Genomic DNA, 18728 nt, shown 5'->3' on the forward strand with positions numbered 1-18728 from the left:
TTCCAAGCGAAGACCCGATGCCAGTGTTAAGCGGTTCATCCCCCTGAGGGAACAGGATACGTAATACCAACCGCCCTTGTGCTTCGTCACTATTTGTCACTACCATCTTCCGCCGTTGCCCAGCCTGTCTGTCACCTCTGGGCAACGAATTCAAATGATTTACGTTCAGAAATCCATCAACCCCGTCAGGGCAAACCCTCCCTCACCCGTCGCGCCCCGACAATATTCTGCCTGGGTGGCGAAAATGCCTACGATTTGCAGCTGACACGGGGTTAATTTCTTCTTCCAATGATGTTTTCGCAAATGCGCAGCGGATTGTCAAAGTAAAAGAACTAAAATCAGTAGAACGTACCGCCAGCAAAACTGAGCACCTGATTTTTTATTAGGAATCTCCCCTACCCGAAATCGGGTAGTTACCCACATAAACCCGACAAAAAACGCATTTTTAACCCATTGCTGTACAAAATTATCGCTGCCGTTACTCCTCCCTGCACAAGGATAAAATCGCGGCCGATAGGCGCTGGTTATCAAACAAATCGGTAACAACATCCCCTGGCGCTTTTTTTACTGCCGCATTTTCCCTACAATCGGTTTCATTGTCCGCCATTGTGGGAAACGAGGTTATTCATGGGCACGGCTAAACATAGCAAATTATTGATCCTGGGCTCTGGCCCGGCTGGCTACACCGCAGCGGTTTATGCAGCGCGCGCGAACCTGAACCCGGTATTGATCACCGGTATGGAGCAAGGCGGTCAGCTGACCACCACCACCGAAGTCGAGAACTGGCCAGGCGACGCCGAAGGTTTGACCGGCCCCGCGCTGATGGAGCGGATGCGTGAGCACGCAGAAAAGTTCGACACCAAGATCGTGTTTGACCATATCAACAGCGTCGATCTGCAGAACCGTCCTTTCCGCCTGTTCGGTGATAGCGGTGAATACACCTGCGATGCTTTGATTATCGCTACTGGCGCATCGGCCCGTTATTTAGGCCTGCCATCGGAAGACGCTTTCAAGGGCAAAGGGGTCTCCGCCTGTGCTACCTGCGATGGTTTCTTCTATCGCAACCAGAAGGTCGCCGTGGTCGGTGGTGGTAACACCGCAGTGGAAGAAGCGCTGTATCTGTCAAACATCGCCTCTGAGGTTCACCTGGTCCACCGCCGCGACACTTTCCGCAGCGAAAAGATCCTGATCAATCGCCTGATGGAAAAAGTGAAGAACGGCAACATCATCCTGCATACGGACAGCACGCTGGACGAAGTGTTGGGCGACCAGATGGGCGTCACCGGGATGCGCTTACGCAGCACCAAAGACGCAGAGCAAACCAAAGAGTTAGAGCTTGCCGGCGTATTTATCGCGATCGGTCACAGCCCGAACACCGCGATCTTTGGCGGGCAGCTTGAGCTGGAAAACGGCTATATCAAGGTGCAGTCCGGTATTCACGGCAACGCGACCCAGACCTCCATTCCGGGCGTATTTGCCGCAGGTGACGTTATGGATCACATTTACCGCCAGGCGATCACCTCAGCCGGAACGGGCTGTATGGCCGCACTGGATGCCGAACGCTATCTCGACGGTATCGCACAGGCCGAGTGCAAATAACCCTTCAGCGATAAACGTTACCGAGGCGGCCGTTTGGCCGCCTTATTTCTATCCCCCGCCCCTGAAAGTTCAAAACAACCCCATCCGCGCTAAAAACGTGACTGTTGCCCAAGTTATGAAAGGGATATTTATTTCACGTCTACCGAGTGACGAGGTAACATTAGCGTTCACTTGTCTTATTTCCCGCTGAGACAAACACTTTTTTAACAGTACGTTAACCAAGCCTGCTACAACAGGCATCGGCGACGCAGACTACCTGATGAAAAAAACCAGACAGCACCAGTTAACCCGTTGGCTCAAAACACAGAGTACGTTGGCGCAGCGTTGGCTGCGTTTATCCATGCTGTTAGGCCTGGCAAGCGGCATCTTGATCGTCGCCCAGGCCTGGCTTTTGGCCTCACTGCTCCATGCGCTGATTATTGAACATCAGCCCCGTGGCGAACTGGTTTCGTCGTTTATCTGGTTGGCCGCCACCTTTGCCCTGCGCGCCTTCCTGAGCTGGCTGCGCGAACGGGTTGGCTTCATCTGCGGGCAGGTCATTCGCCAGCGTATGCGTGCGCAGGTGCTGGATAAGCTGCAACAGCTTGGCCCCGCCTGGATCCAGGGCAAGCCCGCCGGGAGCTGGGCCAGCATCATCGTTGAGCAGATTGAGGATATGCAGGATTACTATTCCCGCTATCTGCCGCAAATGTATCTGGCCGTGTTTATCCCAGTGCTGATCCTGATCACCGTCTTCCCGATTAACTGGGCGGCCGGGTTTATCCTGCTGGCTACCGCCCCGCTGATCCCGCTGTTTATGGCGCTGGTCGGTATGGGGGCGGCCGATGCCAACCGCCGTAACTTTGTCGCGCTGGCACGGCTCAGCGGCAATTTCCTCGATCGCCTGCGCGGCCTGGATACCCTGCGTCTGTTTAATCGCGGCCAGGCGGAAACCGATCACATTGCCAAATCCTCGGAAGATTTCCGCCAGCGCACCATGGAAGTGCTGCGTCTGGCCTTCCTCTCCTCCGCCGTGCTGGAGTTCTTCGCCTCGATTTCCATCGCCGTGGTGGCGGTCTATTTTGGCTTCTCCTACCTTGGTGAACTGGACTTTGGCAGCTATGGCATGGGCGTAACGCTGTTTGCCGGTTTTCTGGTGCTGATCCTGGCACCGGAGTTTTTCCAACCGCTGCGCGATCTGGGCGCCTTTTACCATGCCAAAGCCCAGGCCGTGGGCGCTGCCGAAGCGCTGGAAACCTTCCTGGCCGCCGAGGGCGAGCAGGTTGGCAATGGCTCTCAAACGCTAAATAGCGAACAACCACTGACCATACGGGCACAGCAGTTGGAAATCCTCTCGCCCAATGGGGTAGTGCTTGCAGGGCCACTTGATTTTACCTTGCCTGCCAACCAGCGCATTGCCTTGGTCGGGCTTAGCGGTGCGGGGAAAAGTTCGTTGTTGAATCTGCTGCTGGGCTTCCTGCCCTATCGTGGCTCGTTGCTGATCAACGGCATCGAACTGCGCGAGCTGGATGCGGTTAACTGGCGTCAGCAACTGGGCTGGGTGGGGCAAAACCCTCACCTGCCAGCCCAAACTCTGCGGGACAATATTCTGCTCGGCTACCCACAGGCCAGCGAAGCCCAATTGCAGCAGGCCGTCGAACAGGCTTACGTCAGTGAATTCCTGCCGCATTTACCGAAGGGATTGGCAACCGATCTGGGCGATGGCGCTGCCCGCCTTTCCGTTGGGCAAGCTCAGCGTGTGGCCGTAGCACGAGCACTGCTCAGCCCCCGCCGCTTGCTGTTACTGGATGAACCAGCGGCCAGCCTGGACGCCCACAGCGAACGTTTGGTGATGCAGGCGCTGAATGCCGCCGCCCATCAGCAGACCACGCTGTTGGTCACGCACCAGTTGGAAGATACCGAAGATTATGACCAGATTTGGGTGATGGACAGCGGCAAAATCGTGCAGCAGGGCAACTACGCCACGCTCAGCGCCCAGCCAGGTCTGTTTGCCAAACTGATTGCACACCGCAGCGGGGAGCTATAATCATGCGCGTTTTGCTGCCATTCCTGGCGTTGTATCGCCGCCACACGTTTCTGATTTTACTGGGTATCGTGCTGGCTATCGTCACCCTGCTGGCCAGCATCGGCCTGCTGGCGCTGTCCGGCTGGTTCCTGGCCGCCTCTTCGCTGGCCGGGCTGGCGGGGTTATATACCTTCAACTACATGCTACCGGCCGCTGGCGTACGGGGTGCGGCAATCTTCCGTACCGCCGGGCGTTATGCAGAACGGGTCGTCAGCCATGACGCCACTTTCCGCGTGTTGTCCCATCTGCGGGTATTCACCTTCCGCAAGATCCTGCCGCTGTCACCGGGTGGTATTGCCCGCTTCCGTCAGGCTGAGCTGCTTAACCGCCTGGTTGCCGACGTTGATACGCTCGACCACCTCTACCTACGCGTTATCTCGCCGATGGTCAGCGCCGCGGTGGTGATTGTGGTAGTCACCTTCGGCCTCAGTTGGCTGGATGTTCCGTTAGCCCTGACGCTAGGCGGAATTTTGTTATTGCTGTTGCTGGCCGTTCCGCCGGTCTTCTATCGCGCAGGTAAGCCCATTGGGGAAGAGTTGACCCTGTTACGCAGCCAGTACCGCACCGACCTGACCGCCTGGCTCCAGGGGCAGGCCGAACTGGTGGTGTTTGGCGCGCTGGACGGTTTCCGGCATAAGCTCAACGCAACCGAACAGCGCTGGCAGAGCCGTCAGTGGCAACAGGCTTCGCTAGGGGGGATTGCCCAGGCGCTGATGATCCTGGCAAGTGGCCTCACCGTCACGCTATTGATGTGGCTTGCCGCCGCGGGGATCGGTGGCGATACCCAACCCGGAGCCTTGATTGCCCTGTTTGCCTTTGCCGCCCTGGCCTCTTTTGAAGCCATGATGCCCGTCGCCGCCGCGTTCCAACATTTGGGCCAGGTGATCGCTTCGGCAACCCGGGTCAAGCAGATCATCGATCAGCAGCCGGAAGTCACCTTCCCTGCCAGCGGTCCAGCCTCACTGCCGGGCGCAGCGCTGCAACTAAGCGAGGTGTCCTTCACCTATCCCGACCAGCCGCTGCCGGTGTTGAACAACGTGACGCTGAACATCGCCGCTGGTGAGCACATCGCGCTGTTGGGCCGTACCGGCTGTGGTAAATCGACCCTGCTGCAATTGCTGACCCGCGCCTGGAATGCTGACGGCGGCCAAATCCTGCTCAACGGCCAACCATTGGCCAGCTATGATGAAGCTACGCTGCGCGCCATGACTACGGTAGTGAGCCAACGCGTGCATATCTTCAGCTGCACGCTGCGTGAAAACTTGCGTATCGCCGCACCTGCGGCCAGCGATGAGGACTTAAACCTCGCACTGCAACAAGTTGGTCTGGATAAGCTACTGGAAAATGAGGGGCTGAATGCCTGGCTGGGTGAAGGTGGCCGCCAGCTTTCCGGTGGTGAGCAACGCCGTCTGGGCATTGCCCGCGCCCTGCTGCATCAAGCCCCGCTATTACTACTGGATGAGCCGACCGAGGGGCTGGATGCCGAAACCGAACAACAGATCCTGGCCCTGCTCCGCCAGCATTGCCGCGGCAAGACGTTAATTCTGGTGACTCACAGACTCTATGGGCTGGAGCATTTCGATCGTATCTGCGTGATGGACGGTGGCAGTATCGTGGAACAAGGCAGCCACGCGGCGCTAATGCGCCAGCCTGGCCGTTACGCCCAATTCCATCAACGTATCAGTAATCTATCGCTGTAGAACCGCCTGTGGGCGACGCTAAGAGGTTTTATGCGCATTGTTAAGCTGTCATCGCAGTCTGTAGCGTTTCCCTCACCAGAGGCCGCCCTGCACGATCCTAACGGACTGCTGGCCATCGGTGGCGATTTGACGCCTGCGCGGCTGCTGGCAGCCTATGAGCGTGGGATCTTCCCCTGGTATTCGCCTGGGGAAGCCATCCTCTGGTGGTCACCGGACCCTCGGGCGGTGCTGTTCCCAGCGCAATTCCATGTCAGCCGCAGCCTCAAGCGATTCCTGCGCAACCCGCCGTTCCGCATTACCCTCAATCATGATTTTGCCGCCGTGATCGCCGCCTGTGCATACCGCCCCGATGAAGGCACCTGGATCGGCGAGGAGGTACAGCTTGCCTATTTACAACTGCATCACCTCGGGCACGCCCATTCCATTGAGGTGTGGCAGGGGGAAGAGCTGGTCGGCGGCCTGTACGGTGTCGCCCAGGGAGCGCTGTTCTGCGGTGAATCAATGTTTAGCCGCACCACCAACGCATCAAAGTGTGCTTTATGGGCGTTTTGCCGCCATTTTGCCGGTTATGGAGGAGAATTGGTTGACTGTCAGGTGCTTAACGCTCACACTGCCCGGCTTGGAGCGAGAGAAATTCCCCGCCGCCAATTTTTGCAGCAGTTGAGCAACCTTCAGCGCAGGGTGTTAGCGCCGGAATGCTGGACAGCGCAAGTCATACCCCCACAGCTGGTTGAACTGCCCTCCCAAACTGACTAATTTTGTGGAATCGGTGCATTGTTCACCGACACTCCTTTACATAATGTGGGTTTTTCGGCATTATCTTGCCGGTTAAAAACTAAGGTAGTTACACCTAGAGGATTCGATGGCCAAAGAAGACAATATTGAAATGCAGGGCACCGTTCTTGATACGCTGCCGAACACCATGTTCCGTGTTGAATTGGAAAACGGGCACGTGGTTACCGCTCATATCTCCGGTAAAATGCGCAAAAACTATATCCGCATCCTGACGGGTGACAAAGTCACTGTAGAGCTGACCCCGTACGACCTGAGCAAAGGCCGCATTGTCTTCCGTAGCCGTTAATCGGCTCACCCGTCGCCAGCCACTGGCGACACCGAGGATGTGATCCCTCAAAAGAGCCCTTTCCGTTTACCCCCGCAGCAACGTTCTCCACCGAGTTGTGTTGGCGCAGGTAAACTGAGAGGGCTCACTCATTTTGTTGGAGGCGAACCTGTTCGTCCCGACCTGGTTCAATTTCGTAGTCCGTGAAATTCACGTATAAAAAAAGCGATGCCAAGCCATCGCTTTTTCGTTATCTGCTTACCGCTTAGTGCACCGCACCTTCATCCGCTTTACGCTTCTGGGCGCTGAGGAAGTGGTAAGTCAGCTGTTTCTTGTCTGCGTCCAGCTCGACTTTCACCGAGCCGCCGTCAACCAGTGAGCCAAACAGCAGTTCGTTGGCCAGCGGTTTTTTCAGGCTTTCCTGCATCACACGCGCCATTGGACGAGCGCCCATCGCACGGTCATAGCCTTTCACCGACAGCCAGTCGCGCGCTTCATCGCTAACTTCCATCGACACGCCCTTGGCATCCAGCTGCGCCTGCAGTTCGACGATAAACTTGTCGACCACCTGCTGGATCACCGCAGGAGACAGATGGTTGAACCAGATGACGTTGTCCAGACGATTACGGAATTCTGGCGTAAACACCTTCTTGATCTCGTCCATCGCATCGATACTGTTGTCCTGTTCGATCAGGCCAATCGATTTACGCTCCGTTTCGCGTACCCCGGCGTTGGTGGTCATCACCAGGATCACGTTACGGAAGTCTGCTTTACGGCCGTTGTTATCGGTCAGCGTCCCATTATCCATCACCTGCAACAGCAGGTTGAACACGTCCGGGTGCGCTTTCTCGATTTCATCCAGCAGGACCACCGCGTGCGGATGTTTGATCACCGCATCGGTCAGCAGGCCGCCCTGGTCGTAACCGACGTAGCCCGGAGGCGCGCCAATCAGACGGCTGACGGTATGACGTTCCATATATTCGGACATATCAAACCGCAGCAATTCGATATCCAGCGCCTTCGCCAGCTGCACGGTAACCTCGGTTTTCCCTACCCCGGTCGGCCCGGCGAACAGGAAGGAACCCACCGGCTTACGATCCTGGCCCAGGCCGGCACGGCTCATCTTGATCGCTTCGGTCAGCGCCTCGATGGCCGGATCCTGGCCAAACACCAGCATTTTCAGGCGGTCGCTCAGGCTTCTCAGCACGTCGCGATCGCTGGCGGAGACGGTTTTTTCCGGGATACGCGCAATGCGTGCGACCACGGATTCGATATCCGCCACGTTGACCGTTTTCTTACGCTTGTTCACCGGCAGCAACCGGCTACGCGCACCAGCCTCATCGATCACGTCGATCGCCTTGTCCGGCAGATGACGGTCGTTGATGTATTTCACCGACAGTTCTACTGCAGCACGAACCGCTTTAGCGGTGTAACGCACGTCATGGTGCGCTTCGTACTTGGTTTTCAGACCGTTGATGATCTGAATGGTTTCTTCCGGCGTCGGCTCGGTAATGTCTATTTTCTGGAAGCGACGCGCCAGCGCGCGGTCTTTTTCGAAAATATTGCTGAACTCCTGATAGGTGGTGGAACCAATCACCCGGATCTTGCCGCTCGACAGCAGCGGTTTGATCAGGTTGGCGGCATCCACTTGCCCACCGGAAGCCGCACCGGCACCGATGATGGTGTGAATTTCGTCGATAAACAGGATGCTGTTCTTGTCCTGCTCCAGCTGTTTGAGCAGCGCCTTGAAGCGCTTCTCGAAGTCGCCACGGTATTTGGTGCCCGCCAGCAATGAGCCGATATCCAGCGAGTATAGGGTGCAGTCTGCCATCACCTCTGGCACGTCACCCTGCACGATCCGCCACGCCAGCCCTTCGGCAATGGCGGTTTTACCTACGCCGGATTCCCCCACCAGCAGCGGGTTGTTTTTACGGCGGCGGCACAGCACCTGAATGGCGCGCTCCAGTTCACGGTCACGGCCAATCAGCGGATCGATACCGCCAACGCGGGCCAGTTGGTTGAGGTTGGTGGTGAAGTTTTCCATACGGTCTTCCCCTCCAGGCTGCTCTTCGTTTACCGGGTTTTCCGCATTAGGTGCCTGGCCCGGCTCATCTTTACGTGTACCATGTGAAATGAAGTTCACCACGTCCAGACGGCTGACGTCGTGTTTACGCAGCAGGTATGCCGCCTGGGACTCCTGTTCGCTGAAGATCGCCACCAACACGTTGGCACCGCTCACTTCGCTCCGGCCGGAGGACTGCACGTGGAATACCGCACGCTGCAGTACACGCTGGAAGCTGAGCGTCGGCTGGGTGTCGCGCTCCTCTTCGCTGGTGGGCAGCGTTGGTGTGGTTTGTTCGATAAAGGCTTCCAGCTCCTGGCGTAACGCGGCCAGATCCACCGTACAAGCCTCGAGCGCTTCGCGCGCGGCAGGGTTGCTGAGTAACGCCAGCAACAGGTGCTCCACGGTCATAAACTCATGTCTGTGCTCGCGCGCTCTGGCGAAAGCCATGTTGAGACTGAGTTCCAATTCTTGATTGAGCATAGGCACCTCCCCAATAGATTGCCTTTTCAGGCTTTTTCCAGCGTACAGAGCAACGGATGCTCATTCTCCCTTGCGTAACGGTTCACATGGACCACCTTGGTTTCTGCGACCTCGGCGGTGAAAACACCACAGATCGCCTTGCCTTGATAGTGGACCGTGAGCATCAGTTGCGTTGCACGTTCAATATCATAAGAAAAGAACTTTTGCAGAACGTCAATCACAAATTCCATCGGTGTGTAATCGTCGTTGTTAAGTATAACTTTATACATTGACGGCGGTTTTACCGCATCGATTTGTTTTTCTTCGGCCAAGTGCTCAATATTTAGCCAATCGTTGCTATTGCCCATTGCTGCTCATCTTCTCTGCCATGCCTCAGTATATGGGGCCATGTTCGGGTTATTCAAACGGGAGTATCAAGACTATTTTACCATCTTCGCGGTTAACGTGCCGCAGCACAACGAGATTAATCACCCTTATCGCGGCCACAATTTGTTACCAAACCATGTCAATAGCGTTAACTACTTCAAACTTTGGTGAACTGCCCAACGCGGTCATTGGCCGATCCCTTGACGTGTTGATCATTTGCTCTAGAGTGTAATTTTGTGAGTTGTTGGTCTTTTGACCAGTTGCTACTCACCTGGATCAGTTATTCATCTCAGTTTAAAAATAGCATTGCGAGGGATGTAGCAGCATGGAGACGGGTACTGTTAAATGGTTCAATAACGCCAAAGGGTTCGGCTTTATCTGCCCGGAAGGCGGCGGTGAAGATATCTTCGCGCATTATTCAACAATTAAAATGGATGGCTACCGAACGTTGAAAGCGGGCCAGCAGGTCAGGTTCGACGTACATCAAGGGCCGAAAGGGAACCACGCGAGCCTGATTATGCCGCTGGAAAGCGAGGCAATGGCCTAAACGCTCCCCTTCAGCCACTTCTGCACTGCCAACTCAAAATGCCAGCCGCCGTACGACTGGCATTTTATTTTTGCTGTTACTCACGTGCCAAGGCGTCAATCGGATTCAACCGCGCAGCGCTACGTGCTGGCAGATAGCCGAACACCACGCCTATGCCGGTGGAACACAAGAACGCACTCAGCAAGGCCACCGGCGGGAAGCTGATCTGCCAGCCCGGCATAGCCAATTGCACCAGCAGGCCAATCGCGAACGACAGCGCTATCCCCAGCGCGCCCCCTACCAGGCAGACCAGCACCGCCTCGATCAGGAACTGTTGCAGGACATCGCCAGAGCGCGCCCCCACCGCCATGCGAATGCCGATTTCACGCGTCCTTTCCGTTACCGAGACCAGCATGATATTCATCACCCCAATCCCGCCAACCACCAGCGAAATCACCGCCACCAGGGTCAGGAACAGTTGCAGCGTGCGGGTGGTTTTCTCCGCGGTTTGCACCAGGCTGTCCATGTTGTAGGTGAAGAAGTCTTTCTTGCCGTGGCGCAGCGTCAGCAACCGCGTCAACTGCTGTTCCGCTTCCTGGCTGTTATAGCCCTCACGGATACGCACGGTGATCGAGTCAAAATAGTCGTTGCCCATCAGGCGATTGGCCATCGTGCTATAGGGCACCCATACGCTCAGCGTCTTGCTGCTGCCGAACATCGACTGCTTTTCCTCGGCCACACCAACCACCGTGGCTGGCATATTGCCGATCAGGATCACCTCTCCCACCACGTTTTTTTTATGCGGAAACAGCCGCCGCTGGGTATTGGCGTCGATCACCACCACCTGCGCCTGGGATTGCACCTGTAGGGCATCGATACCTACCCCCTGGGAAAGCGTCATGCCGTAAACTCGAAAAAATTGTTCACCGACGCCCGCGACGTTGGCGGCCACATCAATATTGCCAAACCGTAGCCGCATGCTGCTGCTGATATTCGGCGAAAGCGCACTGACATAAGGTTGTTCACGTAACGCGCTTAGATCGCCATACTTCAACGCCTGGCGGAAGCTGGGATCGTCATCACCAAAGTCTTTGCCGGGATAGATGTCCACGGTGTTGGTGCCAATGGATTTGATGTCTGCCAGGATCATCTGCTTGGCCGCGTCGCCGATCACCAGGATCGAGACCACCGAGGCAATGCCGATGATGATCCCCAACATGGTTAACGCCGTGCGCATCTTGTTGGCTGCCATAGCACGCCAAGCCATCACCAACGCCTCACGGAAACGGCCAGCCACCTGCTGCCAGGAAGGCGCTGGCGTGGCCATATCCAGCATTTTGGCCTGAGGGTTACCCTGCGCCTGTGGCCGAGAGTCGGCGATGATTTCCCCGTCGCGGATCTCGATAATCCGCTCAGCCTGCTGTGCTACCGCCGGATCGTGCGTGACGATAATCACGGTGTGCCCCTGCTCGCGCAGTTGCTTGAGGATCGTCATCACCTCTTCACCGGAATGGCTGTCGAGCGCACCGGTCGGTTCATCCGCCAGGATCACCTGGCCACCGTTCATCAAAGCCCGCGCAATACTGACACGCTGCTGCTGCCCCCCCGAAAGCTGGCTTGGCCGGTAGGTGATACGTTCCCCCAGCCCCAGACGTTGCAGCAAGGCCGCCGCCCTTTCGCGCCGTGCTGCCTTGCCCAGCCCGGCATAAACCGCAGGCACCTCCACGTTATGCGCCGCACTCAGATGGGGTAGCAGATGATAGCGCTGGAAGATAAAGCCAAAGTGCTCGCGCCGCAGCTGGGCCAACGCATCGCCATCAAGCGTTGCCACATCCTGCCCAGCCACGCGGTAAGTTCCGGCGCTGGGCTTGTCCAGGCAGCCGAGAATGTTCATCAGCGTCGATTTACCGGAGCCAGAAGCCCCCATAATCGCCACCATCTCACCGGCATCAATGCGCAGACTGACGTTTTTCAGCACGTCTATGGTCTGATCGCCGGAGAGGTAGCTGCGCCGGATATCACTAAGTTCTAACAGTGCCGTCATCAGCTGGCCTCCGCGCCGCCGCGGCTGACAATCACTTCCTCACCGGCCTGCAACCCGCTGACAATCTGCACATCCACATTGTTGCGAATGCCGATCGTGACTTCCCGCTTCTCTTCCTTGCCCTGCTTCAGTACCGAAATGTGGTAACGGTTATCGGCGATCTGATCCCCCAATGCCGCCAGTGGGATCACCAGCGCATCGCTGACGCCAGCCAGCTGAATATGCACCTGCGCGGTCATTTGCAGACGCAGCAAGCCCTGTGGATTTGGCACTTCGAAACGCGCGTAATAGAAAATGGCGTTGTTGACCTTCTCTGGCGTGGGCTGAATGTCTTTCAGCGCGCCGTCAAAACGTTTGCTCGGATCGCCCAGCACGGTAAACCAGGCTTTCAACCCCGGCTTGAGGTGGATCACGTCCGCCTCGGAAACCTGGGCCTTCACCATCATGCTACTCATGTCTGCCAACGTCAGAATGTTGGGCGCTTGCTGCGCGGCAATCACCGTCTGGCCCTGCAAGGTGGTGATTTGTACCACATCGCCGTCCATCGGCGCTTCAATACGGGTATAGGCCAGATTGATCTTGGCGGTATCCAGGCTGGCCTGATTTTTGGCAATCTCCGCCCTGGTGGTTGCAACCTGCGCCTTTTTCACCGCCAGATTGGTGGCGAATTGGTCCAGATCCTGGCGCGATACCGCCTGCACCTTGGCCAGTTCGCGGTTACGCTGCAAGGTGACCTCCGCCAGTTGCTGCTCCGCCAAAGCCTGTTGCAGCTGGGCTTGCAGTTGCTGCAGAGTGGCTTCGCCTTCGCGAATGCTGTTTTGTGCCTGTTCGGGATCGATAATGCCGAGCAGTTGGCCTTTTTGCACCTTATCGCCAATCTCGACCTTCAGGCTCTCCAACTGTCCGCTGACCTGAGCCCCCACATCAACCTTACGCACCGCGTCCAGTTGGCCGGTTGCCAATACGCTTTGCTCCAGATCGCGTTTAACGACCTTGACGGTTTTAAACTCCACCGGGGCCGGATGGCTAAAGTGCCAATAAGCCACAACGGCAAGCACCACCAGAACGGCACACACCAGTGACCCGCGTTTCTTACTTTTGAATAACCACGTCAATGTTTGTTCCTACCTATTTCCTGTCATTCTCAGGCTGCCAACCATGGCAACCCAAGTAAATTAGCATGTTGCTTTGCCGATAACTAAACCAAGGCTCAACGTATTTCGAGCAAGGCAATTTTGCCATACCGTATTGAACTTCTGTTTAGTGAAGCCTTGATGAAATAGTCATTTAGACACAGACCAGGATTTCATCATGTCTCAGCTCAGCTATCCACTCATATCGGCCAAACCGGCCAGCCAACTGATGACGGCACTGATCAACGGCGAGAAAGTGCCCAGCAATGCCTGGAAAAAAACGTCATTCCGCCTTAAGTTTCTTGGCCGTTCGCTACTCTGCTGGCCCACGACTCGCAGCCTGCTCAATACGCTGGCCGCCAACCCGCTGCTGGATGAGATTTTAAGCGCACAGCCCAATCTGCCCTGCAAACTGCATCGCCCCTATCTGGCGAACAACATGAGCCGCATCGACCGTCTGTTTGCCCTGCGCGATCACTACGATCTGCTCGCCCAACGCATGCCGCTGAAGATGCACCTCGGCCAACTGGGTAGCCATCCCTTTACCTTAAGCCGCGCGCAGGACAAAAATGGTGAGCAGATCTGCCTGCAACTGGCCTCTCTGGACCACTTGAATAAAGAGGGTGAAACGACCCTGCTGTTGCGCAATAGTCAAGGGATCATGCTGGCTGAAATGACCTTCATCTTGATGAATTACCAGCAACAACCCACGTTATTTATCGGCGGTATGCAAGGCGCCAATTCCACGGTGCCGCACGCTGAGATCCAGAATACGACCAAAGCCTGCCACGGCCTGTTTCCAAAACGCCTGGTGTTGGAAGGCATTTGCCACCTGGCCCAACAGTTGGGTATCCGGCAGTTGATCGCGGTAGGCAACACCACCCATATTTACCAAAACTGGCGCTACCACCACAAAAAGAAAGACCAGCTGCATGCCGATTACGATCAGTTCTGGCTTTCCATGGGTGGTAAGCAACTCGATAACGGCTATTTCCTGTTACCCGAGCGTATTGACCGCAAGCCGATGGAAGCCATCGCCAGCAAAAAACGCGCGGAATATCGCCGCCGTTACCAGTTACTGGACGAGCTCCAACAGGGCATTAGCAAGCACTTTTCTTAATCCGCCCGGCCACGCGCCAGCCACATCACGCGGGAGAACATTTTTTTCAACAACGGTGGCACCGAGTCGGTGCCCCATGCCCCGGCCTGCATGGCCACCTCAATCGCCAGATCGGGTTTTGAAGTGTGATGAACCGCTTTGATGATCACCTTACGCACCGGCATCTGTACCTTTAGCGGTACCGAAGCCACCCGGTGATACACCGAGCTGAAACCCTCCCGATACATGAAATGCTCCATATCCGGCGCAGGTAGCGCGGTCAGACGATCGCGCTCGTTATCTTCGTGATTATCCAGCATGCTGCGCACGGCATTGGCATATTTCTTCCCGGCTTCGTCGCCATCCACCAGGGCGTGCCATTCAATGCCCATGCGCCGGGCAAACTTCAGCAAGGGTTTCAGCCCGCACTGGGCAAACTCAATCACCCGCACGCCTTCGGACTCGAAACGATAGCCACACTGGCGCGCCAGTTCGTTAAGTAGCCAGACCTCGGTTTCCCCTTCCACCAGCAACCAGCAGCGGGCAAACAGCGAGGCGGGCCGGTTAAAGCGGATGTGGAACGCAATGCGCCGCCCGTCCTCCGCACTTAGCCCCTTTGGCCCGAGGCGATAGGTAGCAACCCGGGCCGATTCGCGCACCAGACGGCAAATATGCTCCACCGGCACCAGCGACACCAGCTCGCTGGAGTTGGTGGTGGTAATACGCTGCAACGGCATCTGGTTGAGCAACCCCCAGGCTACCGACAGCATGATGGGATGCAGGCGCGTTTCCGGGTCTTCTACCAGCAATAATGGCCGGGCATGGGGATCGAGTTTTACGTTGCCCTTGGCCTGCAGCAACGTAGAGAACATCCCCAGCAGGATCAGTCGCATGCTGCGGCTGTTAGGTTCGGCAATCATGCGGTTGATGCTGTCTAGCGATCGCCACGCCTGTTGTTCCGGTTGGCGACGATGGCGAGGCCCGGCAATCTGCGAACCTTGCTCGGCAAAATAGTGTTCAAGCAGTTGCTGCATCGCCGCCAGCCCCTGCCGTAGTTCGGCATTAGTCAGCTTTTGCGGATTGCGCACCAGTTCGCGCGTCAGTTGATCCAACTGCTGTGCCAGGGCTTCGTTATCGGCAGGGAGACGATCGCTGAGTGAGCTGGGCCGCAGGCGGCGAATAAAGCGCGCATCACGCAGCCGCAGTACCGGATGAATACGGATCAGGGCGTGCACCAGTTGATCGATATGGTGCAGGTGCAAGGCGTTGCCATCGGCATCAAGAAAACGCCGCCAGGTGCATACCGTGCCATCATCGTCTAATTCCCCCACACAGCAGTAGTGGATGCGGCTCAGGTTATCTTCCCCCTTCGACCAAAGCGGCGAAAGATGGCGATAGCGCGGCAGATGCGCATGGCCGGTATCCTTTTCACAAAAGGTGAAGATAATCTGCAAATGACGATCTTTGGCCGCCTCGTCGCCAGGTGGGAAGTAGAAATCTTTGGCTTCAAAGCGGTACAGCGTCTGTTCGGGGGCCAGCAAAAAGGTCATGGCGTCCAGCAGGCTGGACTTGCCCCAGGCATTTTCCCCAAGTAGCACGGTATTATCATCCAGCGTCAATGAAAGCCGGTTGATACCGCGGAATCCTACAATCTCAATACGCTCCAGGTACATCTGCTGACTCCTTTATTCGCCTGATACCTTGAGGATGAGCAATAAAGCCATTACAGGTCAAGCAGACATTGCCACCGCGTGCTGCAAACCGCGTAAATCCGCCACTTTACTCCGCCGCCCATTTTGGTTAGCGTGTGGGGTTTGCCGTATTATCCCAACTTAAAGGACGCTAGTTTCACATGTATTCAGGACTGCTGATTATTCTGATACCGCTGATTGTCGGTTATCTTGTCCCCTTGCGTAGCGTCACCCTGATCCGGGCCATTAACCGGCTGCTGAGCTGGATGGTGTATGTGATCCTGTTCATTATGGGGATCAGCCTGGCATTCCTGGAAAACCTCAGCAGCAACCTGATGCTGATCTTTCAGTACACCCTGGTGTTTTTTCTGTGCATTTTCTGCGCCAATCTTCTGTGGTTATCGCTGTTTGAACGCCGCCGCCCCTGGCACAGTACTCACAAGCAAGAATCGTTGCCCTCACGCCTGCATATGGCATTGGAATCCCTGAAGCTCTGTGGAGTGGTGGTGGGTGGCTTTGCCTTGGGACTCACCCAGTGGCACTGGCTGCAATTTGCTGGCCAAGGCAGTGAATACGCCCTGCTATTTCTGCTGCTTCTGGTGGGCGCACAGCTACGCAACAGTGGGATGACGCTGCGCCAGATTGCCCTCAATCGCCGTGGCATGATGGTCGCCGTGGTGGTGGCGCTCAGTTCGCTGGCGGGCGGTGCAGTGGCAGCACTGCTGCTGGGGTTACCGCTGAAAGCCGGTTTGGCGATGGCTTCGGGTTTTGGCTGGTACTCCCTTTCCGGCATCCTGATCACCGACGCCTATGGCCCAGTAATGGGTAGCGCCGCCTTCTTCAACGATCTGGCTCGTGAGCTGGTGGCAATAATGCTGCTCCCTACGCTGGTGCGTCGTAGCCGCTCCTCTGCATTGGGTTTATGTGGTGCCACTTCGATGGATTTCACACTGCCGGTTCTGCAACGCAGCGGCGGGATAGAAATGGTGCCTCCCGCCATCGTGCACGGATTCTTGCTGAGCCTGTTGGCTCCGGTGTTAATCGCCCTGTTCTCCTGATACCCACGGGCGCGGCTCGCCGCGCCTGCTGATCAAAGCGTAATAATTCCCATCCGCACGCCAACTTGTTCTAAATCAAACTTTGTTAAAGTTGTATCACAAAAGCCTTTTTAAGGTTGCGTCATCGATCTATGCTTCAAAACAAGCATTATAAATGCAACTTTAAAAAAGGAAGCGATTATGTTCTGTGTGCAATGTGAACAAACCATCCGGACACCGGCAGGTAACGGCTGCTCCTACGCCCAAGGGATGTGCGGTAAAACGGCAGAAACCTCCGACCTGCAGGATCTGTTGATAGCGGCGCTGCAAGGGCTCTCTGCCTGGGCCTTGCAGGCGCGCGCGTTGGGCATTATCGATCATGATGTCGACAGTTTCTCCCCACGCGCCTTCTTCTCTACGCTGACCAACGTTAACTTCGATTCCGAACGCATTATCGGCTATGCACGTGACACCATTGCCCTGCGTGACTCGCTGGCGGTTCGCTGCCGCCTGCTCGACGCCAGTGTGCAGGTCGATCATCCGCTGGCCCAGCTGCAACTGGCTGGCAACGATATGCCTGCGCTGTTGCAACAGGCCGCGCAGTTTGCCCTCAATAAAGATAAAGCCGAGGTAGGCGACGATATCCACGGCCTGCGGATGCTGTGCCTGTACGGCCTGAAAGGGGCCGCCGCCTATATGGAGCATGCCCATGTGCTGGGCCAGTTCGACAACCAGATCTATGCCGATTACCACGCCTTTATGGCCTGGCTGGGTACCCAACCGAGCGATCTGGACACCCTGCTGAACAACTCAATGGCCATCGGCAAAATGAACTTCAGCGTGATGGCTATTCTGGATCGCGGCGAAACCGGTGCCTTCGGCGATCCGCAGCCGACCACAGTCAACGTGCGTCCAGTGGCGGGCAAGGCGATCCTGATCTCCGGCCACGATCTGAAAGATCTGCGCCTACTGCTGGAACAGACCGCAGGCACCGGCGTCAACGTCTATACCCACGGCGAAATGTTACCCGCCCATGGCTATCCAGAGCTGAAAAAATTCCCGCATCTGGTGGGTAACTACGGCAGCGGCTGGCAAAATCAGCAGACCGAGTTCGCCAAATTCCCGGGTTCGATCGTCATGACCTCCAACTGCATTATCGATCCGAACGTCGGCAACTATGGCGATCGCATCTGGACGCGCAGCATCGTTGGCTGGCCTGGTGTCAACCATCTGGAAGGGGATGATTTCAGCACCGTGATCGCTCAGGCGCAGCAGTTGGCTGGCTTCCCTTACAGCGAAATCGAACAACTGATCACCGTCGGTTTTGGCCGCCAGGTACTGCTCAGCGCCGCCGATACCGTGGTTGACCTGGTAGTACAGAAAAAACTGCGCCACGTATTTCTGGTGGGTGGCTGCGACGGCAGCCGCGACGAACGCAGCTACTTCACCGACTTTGCCCGCAACGTACCGCAAGATTGCCTGATCATGACGCTGGGGTGTGGTAAATACCGCTTCAACAAGCTGGACTTCGGCACGCTGGAAGGGCTACCGCGCCTGCTGGACGTTGGCCAATGTAACGATGCCTATTCGGCCGTAATGCTGGCAGTCAAACTCGCCGAGAAAGTCGGTGGCACTGTCAACGATCTGCCGCTCAGCCTGGTGCTGTCGTGGTTCGAGCAGAAAGCGATTGTCATTCTGCTGACGCTGCTGTCACTCGGGGTGAAAAATATCGTCACCGGCCCAAGCGCCCCGGCCTTCCTGACCGACAATCTGTTGGCGGTGCTGAATGAAAAATTCGGCCTGCGTTCGGTCACCACCGTAGAGCAGGATATGCAAACCCTTCTCGGCTAAGGCCGTTGTTCC

Annotated in this window: 14 protein-coding genes; 9 read left to right on the forward strand and 5 right to left on the reverse strand. The window is 56.5% G+C overall.

Annotated elements, in window-relative coordinates:
- The first annotated feature begins 627 nt into the window (after positions 1 to 627).
- From trxB to infA, 5 genes are all read left to right on the forward strand, one after another.
- On the forward strand, positions 628 to 1599 hold the full coding sequence (gene trxB, locus ACX9GU_RS17310) for a thioredoxin-disulfide reductase (protein ID WP_473192344.1): 972 nt from the start codon (positions 628 to 630) through the stop codon (positions 1597 to 1599).
- Between the two features lie 259 nt (positions 1600 to 1858).
- Positions 1859 to 3625, forward strand: coding sequence for a heme ABC transporter permease/ATP-binding protein CydD (gene cydD, locus ACX9GU_RS17315; protein WP_473192345.1), 1767 nt, complete (start codon positions 1859 to 1861; stop codon positions 3623 to 3625).
- A 2-nt stretch (positions 3626 to 3627) separates the two neighbouring features.
- Complete coding sequence (gene cydC / locus ACX9GU_RS17320) at positions 3628 to 5364, forward strand: heme ABC transporter ATP-binding protein/permease CydC (RefSeq protein ID WP_473192346.1); 1737 nt, start codon at positions 3628 to 3630, stop codon at positions 5362 to 5364.
- A 30-nt stretch (positions 5365 to 5394) separates the two neighbouring features.
- Positions 5395 to 6120: a leucyl/phenylalanyl-tRNA--protein transferase gene (aat, locus tag ACX9GU_RS17325; RefSeq protein ID WP_473192347.1), complete on the forward strand. Its 726-nt coding sequence runs from the start codon at positions 5395 to 5397 to the stop codon at positions 6118 to 6120.
- 106 nt (positions 6121 to 6226) lie between these two features.
- Positions 6227 to 6445, forward strand: a complete 219-nt coding sequence (gene infA, locus ACX9GU_RS17330) for a translation initiation factor IF-1 (RefSeq protein ID WP_002211347.1) — start codon at positions 6227 to 6229, stop codon at positions 6443 to 6445.
- Positions 6446 to 6689: 244 nt separating this feature from the next.
- On the opposite strand, the gene clpA is transcribed toward infA, so the two are convergent.
- Positions 6690 to 8969 carry an ATP-dependent Clp protease ATP-binding subunit ClpA gene (gene clpA, locus ACX9GU_RS17335; RefSeq protein ID WP_024529873.1) on the reverse strand — a complete coding sequence of 760 codons (2280 nt, stop codon included), beginning with the start codon at positions 8967 to 8969 and terminating at the stop codon, positions 6690 to 6692.
- 26 nt (positions 8970 to 8995) lie between these two features.
- Positions 8996 to 9316, reverse strand: a complete 321-nt coding sequence (gene clpS / locus ACX9GU_RS17340; protein WP_021804950.1) for an ATP-dependent Clp protease adapter ClpS — start codon at positions 9314 to 9316, stop codon at positions 8996 to 8998.
- 344 nt (positions 9317 to 9660) lie between these two features.
- Between clpS and cspD the strand changes: the two genes are divergently transcribed.
- A complete protein-coding gene (cspD, locus tag ACX9GU_RS17345; RefSeq protein ID WP_021804952.1) occupies positions 9661 to 9882 on the forward strand; it encodes a cold shock-like protein CspD in 222 nt (73 codons plus the stop codon).
- Positions 9883 to 9958: 76 nt separating this feature from the next.
- Here cspD and macB read toward each other — a convergent pair whose 3' ends face one another.
- Together macB and macA are read right to left on the reverse strand one after the other, a co-directional pair.
- Entirely contained in the window at positions 9959 to 11905 is a 1947-nt protein-coding gene (gene macB / locus ACX9GU_RS17350; RefSeq protein ID WP_473192348.1) for a macrolide ABC transporter ATP-binding protein/permease MacB, read from the reverse strand.
- On the reverse strand, positions 11905 to 12984 hold the full coding sequence (gene macA / locus ACX9GU_RS17355) for a macrolide transporter subunit MacA (RefSeq protein ID WP_473195209.1): 1080 nt from the start codon (positions 12982 to 12984) through the stop codon (positions 11905 to 11907). The genes macB and macA overlap by 1 nt, the downstream gene beginning before the upstream one ends.
- 232 nt (positions 12985 to 13216) lie before the next feature.
- On the opposite strand from macA, the gene ACX9GU_RS17360 reads away from it, so the two are divergent.
- On the forward strand, positions 13217 to 14158 hold the full coding sequence (locus tag ACX9GU_RS17360) for a VirK/YbjX family protein (RefSeq protein ID WP_473192349.1): 942 nt from the start codon (positions 13217 to 13219) through the stop codon (positions 14156 to 14158).
- Here ACX9GU_RS17360 and ACX9GU_RS17365 read toward each other — a convergent pair.
- Positions 14155 to 15810 (reverse strand): ATP-dependent endonuclease, encoded by a 1656-nt coding sequence (locus tag ACX9GU_RS17365; protein ID WP_121606455.1) that lies wholly within the window; start codon positions 15808 to 15810, stop codon positions 14155 to 14157. The genes ACX9GU_RS17360 and ACX9GU_RS17365 overlap by 4 nt on opposite strands.
- A 179-nt stretch (positions 15811 to 15989) precedes the next feature.
- Here ACX9GU_RS17365 and ACX9GU_RS17370 point away from each other — a divergent pair, with 179 nt between their 5' ends.
- Positions 15990 to 16886 carry a LysO family transporter gene (locus ACX9GU_RS17370; protein WP_473192350.1) on the forward strand — a complete coding sequence of 299 codons (897 nt, stop codon included), beginning with the start codon at positions 15990 to 15992 and terminating at the stop codon, positions 16884 to 16886.
- A gap of 180 nt (positions 16887 to 17066) precedes the next feature.
- Complete coding sequence (gene hcp / locus ACX9GU_RS17375; protein ID WP_447888414.1) at positions 17067 to 18716, forward strand: hydroxylamine reductase; 1650 nt, start codon at positions 17067 to 17069, stop codon at positions 18714 to 18716.
- Positions 18717 to 18728: the final 12 nt, after the last annotated feature.

Source organism: Serratia sp. K1WW1, assembly GCF_055790865.1.

Excerpts from the sequence above, each read along its gene's own strand:
- infA (WP_002211347.1), top strand. The coding sequence starts at position 6,227 with ATGGCCAAAGAAGACAATATTGAAATGCAGGGCACCGTTCTTGATACG.
- ACX9GU_RS17370 (WP_473192350.1), top strand. The coding sequence starts at position 15,990 with ATGTATTCAGGACTGCTGATTATTCTGATACCGCTGATTGTCGGTTAT.
- cydD (WP_473192345.1), top strand. The coding sequence starts at position 1,859 with ATGAAAAAAACCAGACAGCACCAGTTAACCCGTTGGCTCAAAACACAG.
- ACX9GU_RS17365 (WP_121606455.1), bottom strand. The coding sequence starts at position 15,810 with ATGTACCTGGAGCGTATTGAGATTGTAGGATTCCGCGGTATCAACCGG.
- hcp (WP_447888414.1), top strand. The coding sequence starts at position 17,067 with ATGTTCTGTGTGCAATGTGAACAAACCATCCGGACACCGGCAGGTAAC.
- aat (WP_473192347.1), top strand. The coding sequence starts at position 5,395 with ATGCGCATTGTTAAGCTGTCATCGCAGTCTGTAGCGTTTCCCTCACCA.
- ACX9GU_RS17360 (WP_473192349.1), top strand. The coding sequence starts at position 13,217 with ATGTCTCAGCTCAGCTATCCACTCATATCGGCCAAACCGGCCAGCCAA.
- macB (WP_473192348.1), bottom strand. The coding sequence starts at position 11,905 with ATGACGGCACTGTTAGAACTTAGTGATATCCGGCGCAGCTACCTCTCC.
- clpS (WP_021804950.1), bottom strand. The coding sequence starts at position 9,316 with ATGGGCAATAGCAACGATTGGCTAAATATTGAGCACTTGGCCGAAGAA.
- cydC (WP_473192346.1), top strand. The coding sequence starts at position 3,628 with ATGCGCGTTTTGCTGCCATTCCTGGCGTTGTATCGCCGCCACACGTTT.
- cspD (WP_021804952.1), top strand. The coding sequence starts at position 9,661 with ATGGAGACGGGTACTGTTAAATGGTTCAATAACGCCAAAGGGTTCGGC.
- clpA (WP_024529873.1), bottom strand. The coding sequence starts at position 8,969 with ATGCTCAATCAAGAATTGGAACTCAGTCTCAACATGGCTTTCGCCAGA.
- trxB (WP_473192344.1), top strand. The coding sequence starts at position 628 with ATGGGCACGGCTAAACATAGCAAATTATTGATCCTGGGCTCTGGCCCG.